This is a genomic window from Paenibacillus glycanilyticus NBRC 16618 (genome assembly GCF_004000805.1).
GTDB lineage: Bacteria > Bacillota > Bacilli > Paenibacillales > Paenibacillaceae > Pristimantibacillus > Pristimantibacillus glycanilyticus.
Window position 1 is genome coordinate 120,247 of the sequence record NZ_BILY01000016.1, and the last position, 22,219, is coordinate 142,465.

The 22,219-nt window shown below is 54.3% G+C and carries 22 protein-coding genes; 4 read left to right on the forward strand and 18 right to left on the reverse strand.

Annotated elements, in window-relative coordinates:
• Nucleotides 1-130: 130 nt before the first annotated feature.
• Nucleotides 131-409, reverse strand: coding sequence for a hypothetical protein (locus tag PGL01S_RS14920; RefSeq protein ID WP_041613660.1), 279 nt, complete (start codon nt 407-409; stop codon nt 131-133).
• 183 nt (nt 410-592) lie between these two features.
• On the opposite strand from PGL01S_RS14920, the gene PGL01S_RS14925 reads away from it, so the two are divergent.
• Nucleotides 593-1,609 (forward strand): LLM class flavin-dependent oxidoreductase, encoded by a 1,017-nt coding sequence (locus PGL01S_RS14925; protein WP_127495408.1) that lies wholly within the window; start codon nt 593-595, stop codon nt 1,607-1,609.
• A 379-nt stretch (nt 1,610-1,988) separates the two neighbouring features.
• On the opposite strand, the gene PGL01S_RS14930 is transcribed toward PGL01S_RS14925, so the two are convergent.
• Nucleotides 1,989-2,735 carry an SDR family NAD(P)-dependent oxidoreductase gene (locus PGL01S_RS14930; RefSeq protein WP_127495409.1) on the reverse strand — a complete coding sequence of 249 codons (747 nt, stop codon included), beginning with the start codon at nt 2,733-2,735 and terminating at the stop codon, nt 1,989-1,991.
• 17 nt (nt 2,736-2,752) lie between these two features.
• On the reverse strand, nt 2,753-3,661 hold the full coding sequence (locus tag PGL01S_RS14935; RefSeq protein WP_127495410.1) for a DNA-3-methyladenine glycosylase family protein: 909 nt from the start codon (nt 3,659-3,661) through the stop codon (nt 2,753-2,755).
• Between the two features lie 157 nt (nt 3,662-3,818).
• Here PGL01S_RS14935 and PGL01S_RS14940 point away from each other — a divergent pair, with 157 nt between their 5' ends.
• Nucleotides 3,819-4,388, forward strand: a complete 570-nt coding sequence (locus PGL01S_RS14940; RefSeq protein WP_127495411.1) for a bifunctional transcriptional activator/DNA repair enzyme AdaA — start codon at nt 3,819-3,821, stop codon at nt 4,386-4,388.
• Entirely contained in the window at nt 4,385-4,894 is a 510-nt protein-coding gene (locus tag PGL01S_RS14945) for a methylated-DNA--[protein]-cysteine S-methyltransferase (RefSeq protein ID WP_127495412.1), read from the forward strand. Before PGL01S_RS14940 ends, PGL01S_RS14945 begins: the two co-directional genes overlap by 4 nt.
• Nucleotides 4,895-4,990: 96 nt before the next feature.
• Here PGL01S_RS14945 and thrC read toward each other — a convergent pair whose 3' ends face one another.
• The 14 genes from thrC to PGL01S_RS15015 all read right to left on the reverse strand — a co-directional run bounded on the left by thrC (nt 4,991) and on the right by PGL01S_RS15015 (nt 20,635).
• Nucleotides 4,991-6,391: a threonine synthase gene (gene thrC / locus PGL01S_RS14950; RefSeq protein ID WP_127495413.1), complete on the reverse strand. Its 1,401-nt coding sequence runs from the start codon at nt 6,389-6,391 to the stop codon at nt 4,991-4,993.
• 111 nt (nt 6,392-6,502) lie between these two features.
• Nucleotides 6,503-7,555 (reverse strand): undecaprenyldiphospho-muramoylpentapeptide beta-N-acetylglucosaminyltransferase, encoded by a 1,053-nt coding sequence (murG, locus tag PGL01S_RS14955; RefSeq protein WP_127495438.1) that lies wholly within the window; start codon nt 7,553-7,555, stop codon nt 6,503-6,505.
• Nucleotides 7,556-7,888: 333 nt separating this feature from the next.
• Nucleotides 7,889-8,281: an ArsR/SmtB family transcription factor gene (locus PGL01S_RS14960; RefSeq protein ID WP_015846915.1), complete on the reverse strand. Its 393-nt coding sequence runs from the start codon at nt 8,279-8,281 to the stop codon at nt 7,889-7,891.
• A complete protein-coding gene (locus PGL01S_RS14965) occupies nt 8,265-8,699 on the reverse strand; it encodes an SRPBCC family protein (RefSeq protein ID WP_127495414.1) in 435 nt (144 codons plus the stop codon). The genes PGL01S_RS14960 and PGL01S_RS14965 overlap by 17 nt, the downstream gene beginning before the upstream one ends.
• 110 nt (nt 8,700-8,809) lie before the next feature.
• On the reverse strand, nt 8,810-9,892 hold the full coding sequence (locus tag PGL01S_RS14970; protein ID WP_127495415.1) for a PQQ-dependent sugar dehydrogenase: 1,083 nt from the start codon (nt 9,890-9,892) through the stop codon (nt 8,810-8,812).
• A 24-nt stretch (nt 9,893-9,916) separates the two neighbouring features.
• The gene (locus PGL01S_RS14975) at nt 9,917-11,035 is read right to left on the reverse strand and encodes a hypothetical protein (protein WP_127495416.1); all 1,119 of its coding nucleotides are present in this window, start codon (nt 11,033-11,035) and stop codon (nt 9,917-9,919) included.
• Complete coding sequence (locus tag PGL01S_RS14980; RefSeq protein WP_127495417.1) at nt 11,028-11,570, reverse strand: RNA polymerase sigma factor; 543 nt, start codon at nt 11,568-11,570, stop codon at nt 11,028-11,030. The genes PGL01S_RS14975 and PGL01S_RS14980 overlap by 8 nt, the downstream gene beginning before the upstream one ends.
• A gap of 110 nt (nt 11,571-11,680) precedes the next feature.
• Nucleotides 11,681-12,763, reverse strand: coding sequence for a dimethylsulfone monooxygenase SfnG (gene sfnG, locus PGL01S_RS14985; RefSeq protein ID WP_127495439.1), 1,083 nt, complete (start codon nt 12,761-12,763; stop codon nt 11,681-11,683).
• A 68-nt stretch (nt 12,764-12,831) separates the two neighbouring features.
• Complete coding sequence (locus PGL01S_RS14990) at nt 12,832-14,007, reverse strand: acyl-CoA dehydrogenase family protein (protein ID WP_127495418.1); 1,176 nt, start codon at nt 14,005-14,007, stop codon at nt 12,832-12,834.
• Nucleotides 14,008-14,026: 19 nt separating this feature from the next.
• Nucleotides 14,027-15,220 carry an acyl-CoA dehydrogenase family protein gene (locus tag PGL01S_RS14995; protein ID WP_127495419.1) on the reverse strand — a complete coding sequence of 398 codons (1,194 nt, stop codon included), beginning with the start codon at nt 15,218-15,220 and terminating at the stop codon, nt 14,027-14,029.
• Between the two features lie 36 nt (nt 15,221-15,256).
• Entirely contained in the window at nt 15,257-16,741 is a 1,485-nt protein-coding gene (locus PGL01S_RS15000; protein ID WP_164775481.1) for an APC family permease, read from the reverse strand.
• A 131-nt stretch (nt 16,742-16,872) separates the two neighbouring features.
• Nucleotides 16,873-17,961, reverse strand: coding sequence for a dimethylsulfone monooxygenase SfnG (sfnG, locus tag PGL01S_RS15005; RefSeq protein WP_127495421.1), 1,089 nt, complete (start codon nt 17,959-17,961; stop codon nt 16,873-16,875).
• 19 nt (nt 17,962-17,980) lie between these two features.
• Nucleotides 17,981-19,144 (reverse strand): FMNH2-dependent alkanesulfonate monooxygenase, encoded by a 1,164-nt coding sequence (gene ssuD, locus PGL01S_RS15010; RefSeq protein ID WP_127495422.1) that lies wholly within the window; start codon nt 19,142-19,144, stop codon nt 17,981-17,983.
• A gap of 36 nt (nt 19,145-19,180) precedes the next feature.
• On the reverse strand, nt 19,181-20,635 hold the full coding sequence (locus tag PGL01S_RS15015) for a 4-hydroxyphenylacetate 3-hydroxylase family protein (protein WP_127495423.1): 1,455 nt from the start codon (nt 20,633-20,635) through the stop codon (nt 19,181-19,183).
• 289 nt (nt 20,636-20,924) lie between these two features.
• Here PGL01S_RS15015 and PGL01S_RS15020 point away from each other — a divergent pair, with 289 nt between their 5' ends.
• Entirely contained in the window at nt 20,925-21,551 is a 627-nt protein-coding gene (locus PGL01S_RS15020) for a TetR/AcrR family transcriptional regulator (RefSeq protein WP_127495424.1), read from the forward strand.
• Between the two features lie 36 nt (nt 21,552-21,587).
• On the opposite strand, the gene PGL01S_RS15025 is transcribed toward PGL01S_RS15020, so the two are convergent.
• Nucleotides 21,588-22,217: a DUF2306 domain-containing protein gene (locus PGL01S_RS15025; RefSeq protein WP_127495425.1), complete on the reverse strand. Its 630-nt coding sequence runs from the start codon at nt 22,215-22,217 to the stop codon at nt 21,588-21,590.
• Nucleotides 22,218-22,219 lie beyond the last annotated feature (2 nt).

Sequence of the window (22,219 nt, forward strand, 5' to 3'; positions counted from 1 at the left end):
AAGGCGGAGCATTAGAATAAATATCGTTTAGTAATAGGCAAAACGACAAACGGCTTCTGCCCAGGTGAATCGCCGTCCTTGAGGACAATGGTTCACTCTTGGCAGAAGCCGTTTCATCATTTTAGAAAGCTTAAGCTCTCATGGAAGCAGGAATAAAATCATGCTCATTCACTTGACGGTCGAACAGCTCTGCATTTTTCTCAAAGCAGCCGCAGTAGTAGTCTTTCATGCACAGCGGGCATGGAACGTTGAGCAGACGCGTTACGCCTGTCAGATGCCACTCTGGCTTGTTGCTGTAGAAAAGTCTTGCTCTGGAGCCGTCGGCAAGCGTCATAATGTACTGGAATAAACCGGATTTCAAGTCTTTGTCCGCTAAGGTTACGCTCTTAATTTGAAGTTTCGAATTCAAGATCTTCACCCTTACTATTCGTATTCAAGCTTGTGTAATAATACCCTTTATAGCGCATGAAGTCAATATTTGCGGCATGGGATGCGGCTCTGACGCCTACTGTACTTATTTTTGTAACAGTTCGCGAATTAGGGTATAATCAAGGTTGCACATACTTACATGCACAGGAGGTGCACCGCACTCATGATCAAACTGGGTATTCTCGACCAGTCACATATTAACGAAGGACAGAATGCGGCTTCCACGCTGGCGGACACGACCCGTCTGGCACAAGAAGCGGAAAGACTGGGATACGGCCGTTACTGGATCTCCGAGCATCATGCCGGCAAAATGTTATCCTTCTCCAGCCCGGAGATTCTGATCGCCCATCTGGCTGCGGCAACCTCGCGCATCCGCGTAGGCTCCGGCGGCATTATGCTGCCGCATTACAGCTCCTACAAGGTTGCCGAGAACTTCAAGCTGCTCGAAGCTCTGCACCCAGGCCGCATCGATGTTGGCCTCGGCCGTGCCCCCGGCGGCATGCCAACGGCGACCCGTGCGCTTCAGGAAAACAAGTTTGTGGATATTAACAAGTATCCACAGCAAATTATCGATTTAATCGGTTACCTCCGGGGAAAAATGCCGGAAGGCCATCCTTTTGCCGGATTGCATGCCGCTCCTTCCATCGAGCAGGTACCCGAGGTCTGGCTGCTTGGCTCGAGCTACGAGAGCGCCCGTATTGCCGCGCAGCTTGGAACGAACTACGCGTTTGCGCAGTTTTTCGGTACGCCGGGCGGCGAGACCGCGATGAAGCATTACCATGAGAACTTCGAGCCGTCCGTGCTGTACGACAAGCCGCATTCGATGATCGCCGTGCTGGCTATCTGCGCGGATACGGAGGAAGAGGCTAACGAGCTTGCGCTCAGCACGGATCTATTCTTCCTTCTGCTGGAGAACGGCATAGACCAGCTCAGCTTCCCTTCCGTAAAAACGGCTTACGATTATCCGTATACGGAGTCCGACCTGTACCGGATTAACCGGGCTCGCGAGCGGAGAGTTATCGGCACGCCGGAACAGGTCAAAGCCGGCATCCTGAAGATGGCCGAGCAATACCAGGCCGATGAAGTGCTTGTCATGAGCTCGATCCACAACTTCGAAGCTCGCAAGAAGTCGTACCGATTGATTGCCGAGGCGTTTGAGCTGCAGGGCGAAATGGCGTAACGATTGAGCAATTGCATGGAGCGGTTGCTATGAACAGCTCCATACGAGCGGCCTAGTTGCTTCTTACGTTGGATTCAATCCAATAAAATAACCAAAAAAAGAGGCGAATAGAGGCTACGTTGGATTCTGTCCAGCGTAATGCGCTCCATTCGCCTCTTTGCTTCAAAAACAGCCGATTTTAATGGACGAAATCCAACGTAGGAACCGTTCAACCATTTTTCGGCTTATTTCATTGGAAAAAATCCATTGTAGCACATACGAGCTTCCTTGGACTGATCGAAGGCGGCACATACGGCTTCTTTGGACTTTATGGGAAGCGGCACTGGGCAGCCCCTCCAGGCTGAGTATGCGTTTCTCCAGCAGAAGCGGCAGTCCCGAGTTACTCCTCGTAAATCATTTTCCGCGTCATGCCGCCGTCGACTACGAGATTGATGCCGGTCACGAAATCATTCTCCGGATCCGTCAAATAGAAGCACGCGCGCACGATATCATCGGGTCTGCCCACTCGTCCGGCCGGATGCTGCGTATGATCCTTCCCCCTCAGCGCCTCGTAATCGCCGTTCTCGATCCAGCCCGGGCTGATCGCATTGACTTGTACATGATCCGGTCCTAAGGATACGGCCAGCGCATGCGTCAACGCGACGATGCCGCCTTTGGAAGCCGCATACGCCTCGGAATTCGGCTCGGACATCAACGCCCTCGTGGAGGCCAGATTTACAATCGAGCCTCCCCCGCTTACTCGCATGCGTTTGCCCGCTTCTTTCGCGCAGAGAAAGGTTCCCCGCAGGTTAGTGTTGAGCACGTAATCCCACTCGTCCAAGCTCAGGTCAAAGGGCGATTTCCACTTCCCCAAGCCCGCATTGTTGATTAAAACGTCGATTCGCCCGTACTGCTCGTCAATTGCCGCAAACGCGGCTTCAATCTCCTCCGGGCGGCTAATATCTACCGTAAAACCAATGGCATGACCGCCTGCCTCAACAATACGGTCCACCGTCTGCTTCACCAGCTCGGCATCGCGGTCGACGGCCGCAACCCGGGCTCCCGCGGCTGCGTAAGCAACGGCCAGCGCCGCGCCGATTCCCTTGCCCGCACCCGTTATAACAGCAACTTTCCCTTCATATTTCATCCTATCCGACTCCCTTCTTAGTATAATATCCGCCATAAATAAAATGTCGCGTAGGATTCCCAGCCCCTCCAGCCTTCCGCCATTCGCCTGATCTCGCTGATGGCCGGCTTCGCCTCACTGCCCGTCAAGGCTTTAATCGAATTATGAAGACCCACATCCGCGATCGGAAAAGCATTCGGCAAGCGCAGACAACGCATAAGCACGTAATTAGCCGTCCAAGGTCCAATGCCGCGGATTCCCGTCAACTGCTTTTCGATTGCCGCAAAATCACCAAGCGCAAGCAGGCTTTGCTTGTCTAAAGAGCCTTCTGCCATAAGCTTGGCTACGCCGATAAGATACTCGGATTTTTTGCCCGTCATTTGCATGGACGCCATATCTTCCGGCTTTAACGCCGCAATGATCCCGGGAACCGGAAACTGCCAGAACGTCCTGCCCTCTCGCACTACGCTTTGCCCGTAAGCCTCCACGAAGCGCCGCTTGAGCGTATAAGCAAAAGCCAGATTAATCTGCTGCCCGATAATTCCCCAGCATAACGCCTCGAACAAATCCGAAATTCCGACGCTTCGCAAGCCATGAAAACGTCCAATCGTATGAACCAGCAGCGGGTCCTTCTCCGCCATTTCGTAAAAAGGCAGCAAATCCGTATCGAAATCAAACCACTCGCGGATGTAAGCTTCGATCCCACGCTGCCGTTCATCGCTAACCCGTTCCTCGCCAATGACCCGCACAAGCAGTCCGCCATTGCCGGACTCCCGGATCTCAACCGCCGCGGGTTCTTCCCCGCTGCCTGAAGGAATAAGCCGGTAAACGGTATCCCCTTCCACCTGATACAGCGGCTCGTTTGCCGATCTTCGCAAATAATTGACCGTCTCTTTATAACTGAAGGGCTCCGGCGTTTCAATATGCAGCAGCACTGATTCCGTCATGGACATCCTTCCCTTTTTCTCTATTCTTCTTACATTCTACTCCATTCATTGAACCACACCAAATCGCTCCGCCGCTTTCGTAATCTTGCGCTTTCATTCGTGCCCGCTTACGGTTTGAGGCTTAATCAAGGTATACTAAACCTGGAGGTGAGCGAAAATGGGAAATACGGAAGCGTCCGTCATCCCGGAGGACAAATGGCTTGCCGTTCTGTCGAATGACGGCTCGCATGATGGGCAATGGTATTACGGAGTGACCACCACGGGAATCTTTTGCCGGCCGTCCTGCAAGTCGAAGCCCCCAAACCGTTCGCATGTCCGGATCTTTGAGACATCGAAGGATGCCTTATCCGAGCGATTCCGTCCCTGCAAACGATGCAAGCCGGTCCAGCGGCAGCTGCCGGACGAGGAATGGGAAGCGCAGGCCCGCGCTTATATCGAGGCGCACTACCAAGAGCCGCTGACCTTATCCCATCTCGCGGACGTGCTGCATCTGAGCCCTTATCATCTGCAGCGAACTTTCAAAAGACTTACGGGCTTAACGCCCGCAGCCTATATTCAGCAAATCCGTATCCGGGAAGCGATGAAGCTGCTTGCCTCAACGCATCTTCCCGTGACCGATATTGCGGGGCAGGTTGGCTATTCGAACGCCGCCCATTTTACGACTAGATTTCAGAACGTTACCGGCCTTACCCCAACCCAATACCGAGGAGCGAAACAACAGCCATGAACAAAAATGTATACTGGACCCTGCTTCAGCATGACGATTGGAACCTGCATTTGGCCGCGACCGATAACGGCCTTTGTTATGTCGGCTCGCAAGGAGCTTCCTTCGAGGAGCTGGCCGAATGGGCCGAAGCGCGCCTGCCCGGCTACGAGCTGGTCCGGCATGACGCGGAAATGGAGCGTTATACGCATGAGTTTACGAAGTATTTTCAAGGGAGTCTCGACGTTTTTACGCTGCCGCTTGATCTAGTTGGAACTGATTTCCAGCAAAGAGTGTGGCAGGCGATGAGCGCGGTACAGTATGGCAGCACGGCTGCTTATTCCGACCTCGCCGAGACCATCGGGCGTCCGCAGGCTTCCCGGGCCGTAGGTGCCGCAGTAGGCGCTAACCCCCTCCTGATCGTTCTGCCCTGCCACCGGATTGTGGGCAAGACCGGCTCCATGACCGGCTACCGCGGAGGTCTTCCGATGAAGACGGCATTATTGGAATTGGAACAAAAACGCGGTTAAGCAAAAACATCCACACCAGGCGCAACAAAAAGGCTGCTCCGAGCAAACCGAATGTTACATTCGGATTGTTCGAAGCAGCCTCTTTTTTCGCGTCAATTACGCGTTGTAGAACTTCACGATTTCTTGCACGACCGCTTCCTGCGTGCCGTCCACCTGCGTTTGACGCTGCGGCTTGTTGAATAGCGCCTGAATTTGCGCAGGGAACTCCTGCTCGATGCCAACGAGCTCAATCGCTTCGTTGAATTTCGCCGGATGCGCCGTTGCCAGCGAGATCGTAACCGAGCCTGCTGCCTCCTGCTGGTCCGATGCTGCAACGCCGCATGCGGAGTGAGGATCCAGCAGATAGCCGGTTTCTTTATTGTAAGCTGCAATCGTATCCAGGCACTCGCGGCCGTCTACGCCATGCGCAGCGAACTCTTTCTGTACTTTGAGGAGCGCGTCGCCGGATACGACGATTTGCCCTTCCGACTTGAAGCCGTCCATAATGGAACGGATTTGCTCCGGATTTTCGTCCAGTACATAATAAAGGTAACGCTCGAAGTTGCTTGCTACTTGAATGTCCATCGAAGGGCTGTACGTCGTGCGGAAATCGCCCGGCTTGTACACGCCTTCTTTGATGAAGCGCTCAAGGATGTTGTTTTCGTTCGTAGCGAGAATAAGCTTGTCAACCGGCAGACCCATGCGCTTCGCCAGGTAACCCGCAAAAATATCGCCAAAGTTGCCCGTCGGCACGCTGAAGTTCACCTTTGCGTCTTGCTTGCCCGTTTGCTTCGCCACTTGGAAGTACGAATAGAAGTAGTAGACCGTTTGCGCCATAATGCGCACGAAGTTGATCGAGTTGATCGCGCACAGATGGTTAGCCGCTTTGAACTCCAGATCAGCGAACAGGTCTTTAATGATGCGCTGGCAGTCGTCGAAGTTGCCTTCCACGGACAGGTTCAGAACATTATCCTCTTGAACCGTCGTCATCTGCAGCTCCTGCACTTTGCTTACTTTGCCGTTCGGATGCAGGATGCAGATCTTAATGCCTTCCTTGCCTTTGACGCCTTCGATTGCCGAAGCGCCGGTGTCGCCGGAGGTAGCGCCAAGAATGTGGATCTTCTTGTTCTGCTTGCGGGACACGTACGTATATAATTGGCCCATGAACTGGAGCGCAATGTCCTTGAATGCAAAAGTAGGACCGTGGAATAGTTCCAGCAAATAGAGGTCATCCTTCAGCTTATGAACCGGCGTAACTTCCGGATGGCGGAACGTCGCATAGCCGTCGTATACCATTTTCTTCAGATCTTCATAAGGAATTTCATCATTCGTATAAAGCGAGAAAATTTCAAGCACCAGCTCCTGATAGCTGAGCTCCTGCCATTCTTTCAGCTTAGCCGCGGAAACAACCGGAATTTCGTAAGGCACAAGAAGTCCGCCGTCGTCCGCAAGACCCATGAGGAAAGCGTCGACAAAGCCGATTTTGCCTACATTTCCGCGAGTACTGATATATTCCATTTGTAATTCCCTCCTACTATTGCCTAACCTTCCCCCTATTATAGAAAAAGACCGCCGTAACCACAAGACAATCTTGCTGGTTAATAGCGGTCATTCGAGGGTTTTCGGCAATTATTTCGCCGTTTTCTTGATCAGGCCGATCAGCTGGGACAAGGCGTCCTGGCGGTCGTTTTTCTGCATGTTATCCACGTATTTATCGCGGTTCGCATACAAGTCGGTTACGCTGCCGACAAGCGTCTCGGGCGTCATGTTCTCCTCGTAGAGCACCTCGCAGAAGCCGGCCGATTGGAACGAACGCGCATTGAGGATTTGGTCGCCGCGGCTCGCTTCCTTCGTCAGAGGAATAAGCAGCATCGGCTTGCGCAGGTACAGGAACTCGAAGATCGAGTTCGAGCCGGCACGCGAGATGATCACGTCCGACATCGCCAGAAGATCCGGCAGCTCCTCGTTCACGTACTCGAACTGTTTGTACTGGGGAGACTGCAGGGAAACGTCTACCTGACCTTTGCCGCATAAATGGATGATCTGGAACTTCTCCGTCAGCTTGCCCAGCGACGCGCGCACAGCCTGGTTAATCTTGCGGGCGCCAAGGCTGCCCCCCATGATGAGCAGCACCGGCTTGCTCGAAATAAAGCCGGCGAACTTGCGGCCGCGCGCCGCGTCGCCTGCTTTGAGCTGGTCGCGGATGACCGCTCCCACATAATGCGATTTGCCGGCCGGCAAATGCTGCTGCGTCTCCGGGAAGGTCGTGCACACGCCCGCCGCAAAAGGAATCGCGATCTTGTTCGCGAGGCCTGGGGTTAAGTCGGACTCATGGATGAGCACCGGCACCTTGTTCAGCCGCGCGCCAATCACGACCGGAACGGATACGAAGCCGCCCTTCGAGAACAGCACGTCGGGCTTTTGCTTCTTAATGATGCGGTAAGCCTGAAAGGCGCCTTTGATAACCTTGAACGGGTCCTTTACGTTCTGCCAATCCAGATAACGGCGCAGCTTGCCCGTTGCGATACCGTGATAGCGCACATTCTGAAGAGGCTCGATGAGCTGCTTCTCGATACCAGCTTCCGAGCCTATGTAGTCCACCGACCAGCCTTCTTGTATAAAATGGGGGATCAAAGCCAGGTTAACCGTTACGTGCCCTGCCGATCCTCCGCCTGTAAACATGATTTTACGCAAAACGCTCACTCCTAAAAAGAATTATCACCCAATCGACCTCCAATGGTCGATTATGATGATTCTTACTTCGAAAGCATAATCTAAGAATTATCACCCGACCGGCCTAACCACCTTAAGCCGCTCACTTATCCCGTCTATTGTAAGCCAGCAGGCTTGTTGATTTCCAGTATGCAGCGAAAACTTTCCATAACGCGGCAGCTTGAGAAGCGTGCCGGATCACCGGCTCCACTCTACCCTTAAGAATAGCGAGGCCCGCCAACCAAGGCAACGCAAAAAAGCCGCGACCGGCCCGAGCCTAAGCTCGTCCAATCGCGGCTTCTTCTATTCTTGGGGTTTGCCTTCAATCACCTTAAGCGGACCTGACGGTTCGCCCGCCGGCATGTCTTCTTCGACAAAGCGCTTGAGCGCCTGCAGCTTGTTCTCCCAGAACCGTTCGTAGTAGCTGAGCCAGCGCTTCAGCTCGAGCAGCGGTTCCGGCTCCAGCCGGTATCGCGTCTCGCGCCCTACCTTGCGCTCCTTCACAAGGCCCGCTTCCGCCAGCACGCGCAGATGCTTCGATACGGCGGTCCGGCTCATGGAATAATGGGCGCTAATGACGTTGACCGGCATTTCCTGATCGACTAACAGCTGCAGCAGGCTGCGGCGGGTTGGATCGGCAATCGCTTGGAAGACGTCATGCTTGGGCTCGGAAGCGAGATTATTGTCCTTCGACATAGCTTGCAAACTTCTTCACGATGCCAGCCCAACCGCCGGCCATATGCTCGCGTACTTGCGGATGCGGTTGGTTGAACTCGGTAACCTTGTCCGCATCCCAGCCGCCGTGAATCAGAGTAAATTCGGTTTTACCGCCTTCCAGCTCCTTCAATTCAAAGGTCAGCGTCCAGTCCTTGCCCCAGTTGAAGGTCAGACGGTTCGGAGGATCAACCTCCGTTACTTTGCAAGGAGACTGGCCGAACTGGCCGGCTTCCAGATGGAATTCGCAGCCTACCTCCGGCTTAAAGCTTTCGCTTGGAGCCATAAACCAGGCCGAGACTCCTTCTCTCGTGGATACCGCATTCCATACCTTTTCAATTGGTGCATTTACTTGAACCGTCTGACGTACGTCAGGCAATGTGTTTACTCCGTTGCTCATGATTCCTACCTCCGATTATTTTCTAAAGTAACCTGTCGTCACATTTAATTAGGAAACCATTTGGTTTCATTTTTCATTATAGGAAACCAAATGGTTTCCTGTCAACAGCCTTATTTCGCCAATAGCAGCAGCCGGTCATCCTTATCAGATGGTGTCCCTCTTCCATCCGTATTATTCGTTATGACATAGATATCGCCGTCATGAACGCGTACATCCCGCAGCCTGCCTTCGTTCCGGAGCACGGTGGATATCTTTTTCGTCAGCGTATTGTACCTCAAGAGCTTTTCTCCCCGAAGGGTGGCCACCAGCAGATTATTGCCCGATTCCATCGCTATGCCCGAAGGAGCAATCGTATCCTCACCCGTATGATAGACCGGGTCAATCTTCCCTTCCCGGTGCTGCCCGCCAATCACAACCGGCCAGCCGTAGTTGCCCCCGGGCACGATACTATTAATCTCGTCATGTCCGCCGGGATTACCCGACGGGCCGTGCTCCGCGGCAAACAGCATGCCCGAGCTGCTCCATGCAAGACCTTGCGGATTCCGGTGCCCGTAGGAGTACACATAAGAATCCGGAAAAGGATTGCCCGGCGGGATCGAACCGTCCAGCTTCATCCGGAGGATTTTGCCGGCCAGACTATTCTTGTCCTGTGCCAATTCCTCCTGACCGGCATCCCCGGTCGTCACGTACAGCAAACCGTCCGGCCCAATCGCCATCCGGCCGCCGTCATGATTAAACGAGCCCGGAATGCCTTCAAGCAGCGCCCTCGATTCTACCCAGGCATCCTTCTCCAGCTTAAGCACAATAATTCGGTTTAAGATTTTCCCGTTTTCCTCATACGTATGGTAAGCAAAAGCCTCCTTCGATGCCTGAAAATCCGGAGCAAGCACAAATCCCAGAAAACCGCCTTCCCCTTGGGCATGCACGTTCTTATTGAAATGGACCGGCATTCTCGTCGACTTGCCTTCGGCAACCCGTACGACATTGCCGTCCCTCTCGCTGACATAGATCGCATCGCCGTCAAAAGCGATTACCCACGGTGCCTGCAGCTTCTCGGCCACAACTTTGTAGGGAGTCTGCTCCCCCGATACCTGCGTACCGCCTGTTTTGACCGATGACTTGCCGTCCTCGCAAGAGGCCAGCAAAAGCGCGCCAACCGTTACAACAACAGCGGTTAGAATCCTTTTTCTCATCCCCATCTCTCCTCATCCCGTAAGTTACAGAGGCTGACTGAGCTCGATGTACCTAATCTTATTGTGGTCAAAATAAAGATGGAATTTCAAATAGTCGCCGATTTTGTAGCTCCACTTGGAATCCAGCTGCAAATTCGGCTTGCCAAGCTTCTGCATAACCTCTTCCTTCGACATGCCGACGGCAAGACCGTCCTGTGTCGCATGATTGCTGTCCAGAAACACGATACTCCGGTTGAGCTGCATAACTCCGTCGCTATATTCGGCTACAGTGCCTACTGCCTGAACGGCATCCTCATAATAATGTCCGAGCTGAGTCGGCTGAACGCTGCTTCTGAGCAGAAGCAGCTGCTCCCACTCGTTATAAGATTTGTTGGCTACGGTCAGCCTTTCTCCTTTATAAGAGAAGCTATCGTCAATCCCGCCTTCGTGGCTCTCCATTTCCAGCCGAGCCTGCTCGAACATCCGGTCAAGCTGCGCCAGCTTCGAATCCGGCTGCAGGATGCCATGCATTAGCAGCATTACCTGATCATCCGCATAATAACGGCGTCCGCCTAAAAGATACTCGTTTGTGTTCACATCGTACGGGATTCTGTACACCGAATCAGCCGTTTCGAAACGGATTAAGCTCTCCTCGCTTAACGTCTTATCGGCCGAAGCTGCTTTCGTCATCTCAAGCCCATTCAGATTTTGCAGAATAACATACATACGGTCTTGAGGTATCAGCGTTTCCTTCACCCAAATTTTCTTGACCTCTTCCGTTGAGAACGGCAAGGCATCCTTCAGATAACCGTCCTGCCTGGACGGGATAACGAAAAATTGCCCCTTTGGTATTGGAGTAGAACTTGGCGAAGCATCCGGCGACGGCGTCACTGTCGAACTCGAATCAGGCGCCAACCCTTTTCCCCCGTTTCCTCCAGGTGCTCCAACGTCCTCCCGGAACGCAACGGCAACAATCACGGCTATAACAATAAAAGACACGGCAGCCCACGATAAACGAACCAGGCCAGATCTTTTTCTCTTCTCCCCACGATCGATCGCTTCCGCCTTGCGCACGATCGCTTCCTTCTTCTCCCTCGTAAAAGTCTGCTGGACATGCGGTCCCCGCCGCAACTCACGGTACCATTCCGGCTGCTTCTCATTCATACGCGGCACTCCCCTTCCAACTGCTGCTCATCCGCTTGCGCGCCCTCGACAGTCTCGTTTTGACCGTCCCCTCCGGCAGTCCAAGCGCGTCAGCGATTTCCTTAGTCGTCAGCTCGTATTTCGCATGGAGGACAAGCACCTCCCGCAGCTTAACGGGCAGCTCCATAACGGCATTCCACAGCTCGGACGTGAAAGCCAGCCTTAAAGCTTCCTGCTCCGCAGACGGACTTTCCCCGTCATGGGCAGCGCTTCTGCCAACAAGCAGCACCCGGCGCATAAAGGCCGTTCTTTTATAATTAATAGCCGTATTTCTTGTCATGGAGAGCAGCCACGTGCGGATTGAGGAAGCACCGCGAAACGAGGCAATAGACTGATATACCTTCAGAAACACATCCTGCGTTACGTCATCCGCCAAATCATGCCTGCGCGTGATGACATAAGCCAGATTCCATACATCCTGGCCGTACGAATCCATCAGCTCTCTTAGTCCGGCGGCATCCATGCGGTCCATATAACGCCAATAGCTATTTTCCAAATTTTTCACCTCTCAGACATTAGACAATGCAGCCGGAGGATTAGTTTCATTCCTCATAAAAATGAAAAAAAAGACCGGAGCTCAACGTAAGCTCCAGTCTCTAAAATTCCTTACAGAACGGCCGATGCTGCCAGCCCGAGTGCCGCTTCTTTCTCGCGGACAAGCGGGATTACCTTCTCGCCAAACGCCCTGATATCCTCTTCATAATGCAAGAAGCCGGTCAGGATCAGATCAACGCCGATTTTTCGCAGCTCGATAATGCGGTCTGCCACCTGCTCCGCCGTTCCGATCAGCCCCGTCTTGAAGCCGTCATTGTACTGGACAAGGTCGGAAAAATCCGAATTCGCCCACATGCCCTCCCGCTCCGGCGAGGCTTTGCCCGCAAAGCCGACCTGGCTGCGGAACCCTTCCACCGCCTCCGGATTCGCATACTCCACAATGTCTCGCAGCACCTGGCGCGCTTCCTCTTCCGTGTCGCGCACGATAACAAACGCGTTTGCCCCGAACTTCAGCTCGCGGCCATTGGCCGCAGATGCCGCTTTCAGCTCGTCAATCTGCGCCTTGAAGCCCTCCGTCGTATTGCCGTTCATGAAATACCAATCCGATACTTTTGCCGCCATCCGGCGCGCTGCAGCCGAGTTCCCGCCTTGGAAGACCGGAAGGGCTGCCGCCGGCTTCGGCTTCAGGGGAGCCTGGTTCAACCGGTAAAAGTCGCCGCGGAAGCTTGCTTCTTGCTCCGTCCACATTTCTCTCAGGACGCGGATAAACTCCTCCGAGCGGCGGTAGCGTTCGTCATGATCGAGCCAAGGCTCGCCGTAGCTGTGGAACTCTCCCTTGAACCAGCCGCTGACCACGTTAACCGCAGCGCGTCCATGGCTGATCTGATCGATGGTGGCCAGCATCTTCGCAACCGTCCCGGGATGCCATAACCCAGGCAGGACAGCGGCAATCAGCTTGATTTTGCTGGTTACCGCAGCCAAAGCGGAAGCCAGCGTAATCGCCTCGAGCTGATTCTCTGCGCCGTAGCTGGCGACGAACCGCGTCTGAAGCAAGGCAAAGTCAAAGCCCGCTTCTTCTGCGGCTTTCGCGTAGCGGACGTTATCTTCAAAGGACCAGCCGGTCTTTTGCGGAATTTCGGAAATGACAAGCCCTCCGCTTACGTTCGGCACCCAATAAGCAAATTGTAACGACATCATACCCACTCTCCTTCGAATGATAGCTGAAAACTCTATGTTCGAATCTAGCTGCCGAGTCTAGCCCTTTAGGAATAAAAGCCGGGAACCGGCGCCGTGCCGGTCAAATACCAATTGCCCACATTGCGAAGCTTGAACTCCGCCGGATTATGGAGCGTGTGAGTCCGCACGTTGCGCCAGAACCGGTCGAAGCCGAACTTTGACGCCGTTGCCCTTGCCCCCATCACTTCGAAAATCCGGTTGGTCACTTCAAGCGCCATCTTGCCGGCCTGCACATTCGCCGCAGCAACAAAGACCGCCAGCTCGCCGCGTTCAACCTCGCCCAATACTTCTTCCTTAGCCCAAGCGGCATCAAGCAGACGGTCCGACTTCTCTACGAGACCAAGCGCCGCCTGATAGTCCGCCCACCACTCGCCGTAACGGCTTAAGGTTGAAGGCTCCTCCGAAGCCCGCTCTAGCCCGGAGGTGTACCAAGGCCGCGCATGCTCCAGCGTATACGCTTTTGCTTCTTCCAAGGCTCCCGCCGCGCTGCCGATAAAAATACTCGCCAGAATACTTTGGGACAGCTGCGGAACAAGCGTAGAGAAAACCGTCTGGCCCGCATACGGCGTCTCGAGTATTTCATGCGGCTCTACCCGCACGTTATGAAATTTCACGGTGCCGCTGCCGGTCTGGCGCTGGCCCATGTTGTCCCAATCGTCTATGATCTCAACGCCTTCGCGGCCGGAAGGAATAATCCCCTCGTAATAGTCGCCGGTCACGCTGTCGTTCCAGGAAATCGCAAGCAGATCCGAATCCGGCGATCCCGAGCTGAAGCCCTTTGAACCGTTAACGATTACGCCGTCTTCAGACTTCTCGCCGATAATGGTCTTCTGAAGCGGATTGGAGGAATTGCCCCAGAAATAGTCGTTCGCGGCGGTTACTTCGTAGAAATACCGCTTTTGCTCCTCCGTACCGGCCAGATGAGGCGCGATCAGGCAGAGAAAGTGATAGCCGTATACATGCGCCAAGGCCGCATCCGTCCTCGCAAACTCGCGTACAACGCCAAGAACGTCGGACCATTGTCCGCCATAGCCGCCGTATTCCGCCGGAATAAGCAGCTTCAGGAGTCCGCTCTCCCGGATCCAATCGCGCTGCAACTTTGGCGTGCCGCCTTCCTTGTCGCGTTCAGCGGCGTCCTCGCGGAAGCGGTCCGCAAGCTCCCTTGCCGCAGTTAAATAATCCAGAGCCGTACTAGTTGTCATCCAGCATCCTCCTCAACGTCTACTCTCCGCCTTGCGTGAACAGCTCGGGAGGCTGGCCAACAAGCTCTTTACCGACTAACTCGCGTGCCAGATGGTTGGACGGCGCAAGCACGAGACCTGCCCGCACGTCACGGTACAGCCGCTCGATGGTGCCTTTTTTGTACCCGTAGCCGCCTGTTACATCCATCGCAACGGAGACGACCTGGTTTGCGACCTCCGTGGCATGAATCTTGAACTCCGTCGCTTCATACCACAGCTCGCCAAGCGGCCGGCCCTCGGCTTCGTAACGGTTATACTTCTCGGCAAGCGACAGCTGCCAAGGCTTCAGCGCGCTAAGTCCAATCTTTGCGTTCGCCAGCTGCTGTCGGATGACCTGATAGTCCGCGAGACTCCGGTTGAAGTCTCGATGCACCGTTCTTTTTACCCGTTCTACCACGATAGACAATGCCTCCGAAGCAACCCCGATCCAAGCAGAACCGATGCCAAGAAGGTAGAGCGGATCTACGCCGTTAAACGCAATCTCAATCGCCCGGTTCTCTCCGACAAGCAGATCGGCACGCGGTACGTGTACGTTGTCCAGCTTCAGCGGACCGCTCTGGTTGCCGCGTACGCCAAGCGCTTCCCAAGGGCCGGCCGTAATTCCCGGATCCTTGCCGTCGACGATAAAGTAACTGAGATCCGTCGGCTGCTGCGCGCCCGGCGTACGAGTCTGCAGCACGTAGAAGTCGGCATGGCCGCCGCTGGTCGTGAACGATTTTTCCAGATCCAAAATATAATCCTCGCCGTCGCGTTTCGCTTCGCTTAAGTTGAACCAGGTATGCCCGCCCGTTGCCTTCTCGCTCATCGAATGAGTTCCGATCGCGCCCCGGCGGACCGGCTTCAGCCAGCGCTGCTTCTGATCCTCCGTGCCGTAATACACCAGCGTCTGCGCCGCGCCGACATGCATGACATAAATCAGGGAAGTGGAAGGGCAGCCTTTGCCGATCTCCTCCGCGGCCAGCGCAAAAGCGGTATAGTCCAGCCCTAGTCCGTCATAGTCAGTTGGGATGATCAGGCTGTTCCAGCCTTTGTCCGCTAAAGCCTGCAAATTTTCCGAGGGAAATACGCCCTCTCTGTCAATCCGTTCCGCATTCGGGCGAATCACTTCGTCAACGGTTTCCCGGATGGAAGCGACAAGCTGCCCGTAATCCGGCTGTGCTGCAACAGTTGCCATACAAATACCCTCCTTAATCACTCGTTTTATAACCTTTTATATCGATGATGCTTTCGCTTCGTATTCTCCGGTTGGCTCGGCTGCCGCGCCAACGCGGGCTGGAAGCGAGGGATCGCGTTTTACACGGAACCAGGCATAAGCCAGGCTGATGAGGACGATAGCAAAAATGACCCAAGGGAAGTAGCTGACCGGCTTCGGCTGACCGGGCTGAATCATCGCCCAGATCGGAAGCGCGATGCTGATGACGCCAAGCACCGGAAGCACGTAGCGCTGGAATACGTTCAGCTCTTCGTTCGGATACACGATAACCGCAATATTAAGAAGCGCATAAATAAGCAGCAGAGGAATCGTGCCGATCGTTCCGAGGTACCCGAAGCCGGTTACCCATGTATCGCCGGCAAAGCCGAACAGCAGCGCGAATACGATTCCGAGGCCGCTCAGCAGCGACAAGGCGCCGGCAGGCGTCTGCCATTTGGAGACCGCGCTGAGCTTTACGGTAATCAGCCCTTCGCGTGCCGAGTTGAAGGCGATCCGCGAGAAGCCGTTCAGGCAGGCAATCGTCATGCCGACGATACTCGTAAAACCGGCGATAACCGCAAGGAACGAGAAATCGCCCAAATAACGGTCTGCCAGCGTCATGAAAGGATTCGAGCTTTTCACGAGCTCCTCGTTGTTGTTGCCAAAGCCAGCGATAACGGCATAGCTGACAAGCAGATAGAACACCGTCATAATCGCGATGCTGACCAGTACGGCACGTTTGACGTTGCGCTTTGGATTTTGCGTTTCTTCCGCCAGCGCAGCCGAATTCTCGAAGCCGATGAACAGGTAGATGGCCAGCGGGAATCCAAGCCCCACGCCCGCAAGACCGTCCGTTACCGATGAAGGGACAAACGGCTTAGCCGATAATCCGTTAGGCGGATCAAGCAGGATATAGACCGACACGCCAAGCAGCACAAGCACTTCGATGATAAGCGCGATGCTTGCGATTTTGGTCGAGCGATCGATGCCGATAATCGTCAGTCCCCAGATCAGGACGCCAAGGACGACCGTCGGGATCGCCCAATGAATATGAATGCCGTATAACGCCAGCGAGTCCGCGGTCCAGCCTCCAAGCTCGATAAAAGCCGATGCGGCCAGGAACACGGTACCCGCGATAAACACGATAGAAGAAGCCGTACCCGTCACTCCTCCAAACGACATGCCGATATATTTGATCAGCGAGCCGCTGGATGGATGTTTGGCCGAAAAACGGGTTAGGCTGAGCCCAACGATAATAATCGCCACGGCCGATAAGAGCAGCGTAAGCGGCGAACCGATGCCTGTCGCCAGGAAGATAACCGGAAGACCGTAATAAATAGCCGCAGCGGGCGCCATTTGCGCCAAGGTTGAGCCAATGGCATCAACCAAAGTCAGCTTTCGCTTGGGCGAGAGTTTGACCGCCGTTGATTCAGGCTCAGTCAAACTCCGCCTTGGCTCTAAAGCCCTCGGGTTTGACACCGTCTCTTTTTCCAATGAACTCATAAATTCCATTCCTCCCGATCGTTAATAGACAACAAAAAAAGACTTCCCGCGTTTTCCTGCAAAAGGATAGGAGAGAGCCTTCGGTCGTCCGATCGGATCTATCTTTATTCCATTGTTGACGCGCGCCGGTATTACCGGCCTATTGCGCTGACGCTCTCTTCCAGCTCGAGCTGACGCACAAGCGGGATGACCTGCTCCCCAAATAACGCCAGCTCTTCATCATAATGCAGGAACCCTGTCAGCACCAGGTTGATGCCGATCTCCTTCAATTCGAGAATGCGCCTCGCCACTTGCTCCTTCGTCCCGATCAACCCGGTCTTGAAGCCGTCGTTGAACTGAATTAAATCCTCATACGTGGAATTCGCCCACATGCCGTCGCGCTCGCCTGCCGACTGTCCGGCATGCTTGACTTGCTCACGGAAGGCCTCTACGGTTGCCGAATCGGCGTTCGAAATGATGTCGCGAAGCGCCTGCTTCGCCTCCTCTTCCGTATCCCTCACGATGACGAAGGCATTCACGCCAAACTTGATCTCGCGATTGTTATCAGCGGCATAACCTTTGACCTCATCGATCTGTTTCTTAAGCCCTTCGAGCGTATTGCCGTTCATAAAATAGTAGTCCGATACGCGTCCGGCCATCTGCTTCGCCGCTTTCGAATTGCCGCCCTGGTAGATGGTTGGTCCCGGCACTTGCACCGGTCTTGGCTTGAAATCCGCTTGTCGCAGCCGGAAGAAGTCTCCCGCGTAGGTTGCCTGATCTTCCGTCCACAGCCCGCGCAGCACGCGGATGAACTCCTCCGAGCGGCGGTACCGCTCGTCATGGTCGAGCCAAGGCTGGCCAAGCGCGATGTATTCATCCTTCAGCCAGCCGCTTACAACGTTAATCGCTGCCCGGCCGCCGCTTAGATGATCAATCGTCGTCAGCATCTTCGCTACAATCGCGGGAGGAATAAGACCCGAGGCCACCGCAACAATCAGCCCCAGCTTCTGCGTCTTCACCGCAAGCGCCGCCGCGAAGGTAAGAGATTCCCACTGATTCTCCGAATCGCTGCTGGCTACGAACCTGGTCGGCAGCAGCATATGATCAAAGCCCGTGCGCTCCGCCTGCTCCGCATACCGGATATTCGCCTCAAAGGAGGAGCTGGTCCGCTGCGGCAGCTTTGTCGCCAGCAGCCCGCCGTCTTCGAGGGGGGCCCAATAGCCAAATTCAATTGCGCTCATCTTCCAATCCCCTTTGCCCTTATTTGCCGGAAACAGCCGCTTCTGCCTTCGGCGCGCGTCCGGGAAGCTCGTTGTTTGCAATCATTTCGCCAAACGGACTGATGAAAGCACGGTCGCCTTCTCCGCTCCGCTTCGTCAGCGGCAGTAATGGGAAGAGCAGCTCGGCGGTCCGGTATGCCTCTTCCAAATGCGGGTAACCGGATAAAATAAACGTCTCGATCCCCAGCTCCGCGTATTCCTTGATCCGCTCCGCAACCTGCTCGGCGCTGCCGACAAGAGCCGTTCCCGCCCCGCCTCGCACTAGGCCGATGCCCGCCCACAGGTTCGGGCTGATCTCAAGCCGCGAACGGTCTCCGTTATGCAGCTGGCTCATCCGTTTCTGGCCTTCCGAGTCCATGCGCGCGAATATCTTCTGCGCCGAAGCAATGGTCTCTTCATCCAGATTTTCAATAAGCTCGTTTGCCGCACGCCATGCTTCTTCTTCCGTCGGACGGACAATGACATGCAGCCGGATGCCGAATTTCAGCTGGCGTCCTTTGGCCGCAGCCAGCCCGCGCATCTTCTCAATCTTCTGCTTAACCGCTGCCGGAGGCTCGCCCCAGGTCAGGTAGACGTCCACATGATCGGCCGCCACGTCCATTGCCGCTTCCGACGAACCGCCGAAATAAAGCGGAGGATAAGGCTTCTGCACGGGCGGATAGAGCACCTTGCCGCCTTCCACCTTCAGATGTTCTCCTTCGAAGTCAACGCTTTCGCCTTCCAGCTCCTTGCGCCAGATATGAAGGAATTCATCCGTCAATTCATAACGCGTGTCGTGGTCAAGGAACAAACCGTCGCCGGCAAGTTCTACCGGATCGCCGCCCGCTACAACGTTAATGAGCAGTCTGCCTTTGGAAAAACGGTCGAGCGTAGCCGACATCCGCGCCGCTACCGTCGGCAGCGTTAAGCCGGGACGAACGGCAACCAGAAACTTCAGCCGTTCCGTTACGGGCACAAGCGTCGAAGCGACAATCCAGGCATCCTCGCAGGATTTGCCGGTTGGCAGCAGAACGCCGCCGTAACCCAGCTCATCGGCAGCCTGCGCGATTTGCTTGCAATAGCTGTACGTGACCGCTCTTGCCCCTTCGCTTGTACCGAGGTATCGTCCATCGCCATGCGTGGGAATAAACCAGAATAATTCCATTGTTCTCATCCTCCATCCATTTTCCGAACTCAAATCCTACACTAGCGTCTTGCCGTCCTTGCTTGCCTTCTTAAGCAACCCCCATACCGGTGCGGTGAGACGCTCCTTATCGAAGCTTAGGAACTGATTCGCATAGCCGCGTACGGGATCGCCCGCGTAAAACCGTTCGTACAGCTCATGCCGTGATCCAAGCGGACTGCCGATGAGATCCCAGGCCAGCTTGAGCAGCTGCACTTTTTTCTCCGCGCTGACCGTCGCGCCTTCGTAATATTTGTGCATCAGGTCCGCCAGCGGGCCATAGAAGTCTTCGATGCCCGATGGCGCCTGAACGAAGCCGCCCCCGCCCACCTGCTGCAAAATCTCGATCGCGCGGGGATAAAATTTCGTCCCGATATTGCGCGCGGTATCGATGTAAGACATCTCCGGCACAAGCACGCCCGATTTATCCGGCTTCGCCTGCGCCTCCGATGCAATAACAAGCGCTTTAATCACTTCGATCTGCGTCAGCAGCTCGCCTAGCTTCTCCTGCACATGCAGGAAGCCTTGCGCGCCAATCGATTCGGTAACGGCAAAGGCCACGCCGGTGACAAACTCCAGCTTGGCGACGTACCGGACGATGTTCTGATGGAACGCCAGCGCATTGGCTGTTTTGTTGGCCCGCAGGGTCAGCACCTTCTGCGCGTCGCCGTACAGCAGCACCCGTTCCCAAGGAATCAGCACATCGTCGAAGAAGAGCACCGCATCCATCTCGTCGTAATTCGCGCTAAGCGGATGATTCCGCTCGCTAACGCTTGCGAAGGATTCCCTGCACACGATATGCAGTCCCGGCGAATTGGCCGGCACGATCAGCACATGCGCATGGCTCCGGTTCGCCGTCTCAAACTTCAGGAAGGACGAGATGATAAAGTCATGCGTATAGGGCGCGCCCGTCGCAATCATCTTGGCACCGCGTACAACAATCCCTTCGCTTGTCTCCTTTACGACATGCAGGAAACGCTCGGCGATCCGGTCATCGTCCAAATTTTTGGAGCGGTCGATCTGCGGATCGATAATCGCCGTCGTCAGGAACAAATCCTTGTCACGGGCCTCCTCGTAGTAACGAGTAATTTTCTCCTTGAATAACGGATCCAGCTGACCGAGTTCGTCCCTGGCAGCGTACCAGCCGGTAACAAGCGATCTGGCATAGTCCGACAAGCGGCTCATCATGCCATGCGTTTCCTGCGACCAGCGGTTGAAGGAGCCGCTGCGCTGCGCAAGCTGCTCCCGCGTGTAAGGAACCAGGAAGGAGCTGTGGGCATAACGCCCGGTACTCTCCACTTTGTAACCGACGCTGCCTTGGACCGCGGGATCATCCAGCATATTGAACAGCTGCCGGATCGTATCAAGCGTTCCCTTGAATGCCGCATGCGCAGGCACGTTTTGCACCTGGGTGCCGTCCAGCCATATTTTCCGGCCGTCATTTAAGCTCTGAAGAAAAGCCTCTCCTCGCAAGCGAACCTCCCCTTTTCATCTTGAATATAAAATTTTTACTATCCCAATTGATTTAATCGGCTTTGTTTATTATGATAGCTAATAATCATTTTGCAGCAACCGTTATTTACGCCATAAACGTTGTGAAATCAACACTTTTGACCATTTTGTAGGATTTGAAAATGATATCCGCACAAACCGCACACAATTGTCTGGCTGGCTTTAAGCAAGCTTCAGCCCTCTCTTGTTTGCTTGGAAGTTGGATATCCGACACTTTTATCAAAAATGTCTGATTGGAGGGAAACGAGGCATGTCTGTCCAACAAAACCAATTGATCACGGACCGAAGAATCGCAAGGACCAAGCAATTTATTTCGGAGGCGTTTCTGGCCTTGCTGCTGGAGAAGGATATCGAGGGAATTGTCATCAAGGATATAACGGAGAGGGCCAACATAAACCGTTCTACCTTTTACGCCTATTACAGCGACAAATTCGATTTGCTCGATCATATGGTGAAGGATAAATTAACTCAGCTAACCGCACTTATTGATGCAGACCGGAATGAATCTTACATACCGGATTTTAACGCGCCCGATCCTTTCTTTGTACTTCTGTTCAGCCACGTCGAGGAAAATGAAGCGTTCTACCGCGTTCTTCTGACCAGGATTAATCCGGCAACAGCCGGTGCCGATTATGCGGCTTCCCTGCTCGGCGTCATCCGCGATACCTTCTACGCCCGTATTACGGCGCTCAGCATGGACCAGAAGCAGGCCGTTCCGCTTGATCTGCTGCTTGATTATATCAGCTTTTCGACCTTCCACATGGCGCGCAAATGGCTGGAGCAGCGGATGGTCTACTCCTCCCGCCATATGGCGCTGCAGCTTACCCGTATGTCCATTCTTGGCACCTATGATGCGATGGGAATGCTTAGAGCATAAGGAGCTAACAAACAAACAGACCCGGTCCAGCCAGCTTCATGGCCTTTCCGGGTCTGTTTTTAATTGCCTGATCACAAGCTCCGCGAGCAAAAGCAGCAGCACAATCGTGCTGTAAATGGCGATCGTATAGCTTACCGTATAATCCATCCCGATACCGTTATGCAGGGCTGCGGTAATCAGGTGGGTGAACAAATTAGTGAATACGAAAACATAGCTTCGAATCATCCATTTGCGGTGTTCCGCGGCTTTTCCTTTACGGATTTTCACAACCGCAACCACCGTGATAACAAGCCAAATCATATTGATAAAATTAAATGCAATACTGTTTACTCTCCCCCCCGTAGAGGACGGAGCCATGTAGCCGGAGGTTAGATCAACGATGGCCACCGCCAGCACGTAAATATAACCGAGAGCTCGATGCAGCTTGGCGCTTCTCTCTCTGATCCGTCTGGAGAAGTTAATAAGTCCGGCAATCATGGCCGCGCAAGCCGCCGCAATATGCACATCCATAATGGTCAGCCACAGCGACACATGCTTCAATCCGGTCTTATGACGCAGGAAGCGGCTCGCTTCGGGGTCGTAGATAAAGTTCATATAGGTCGTATATCCGATAAAAGCGATAGATACGGCAATCGTGAGGATGTACAGCGTTTTTCTATTTTTCAAGG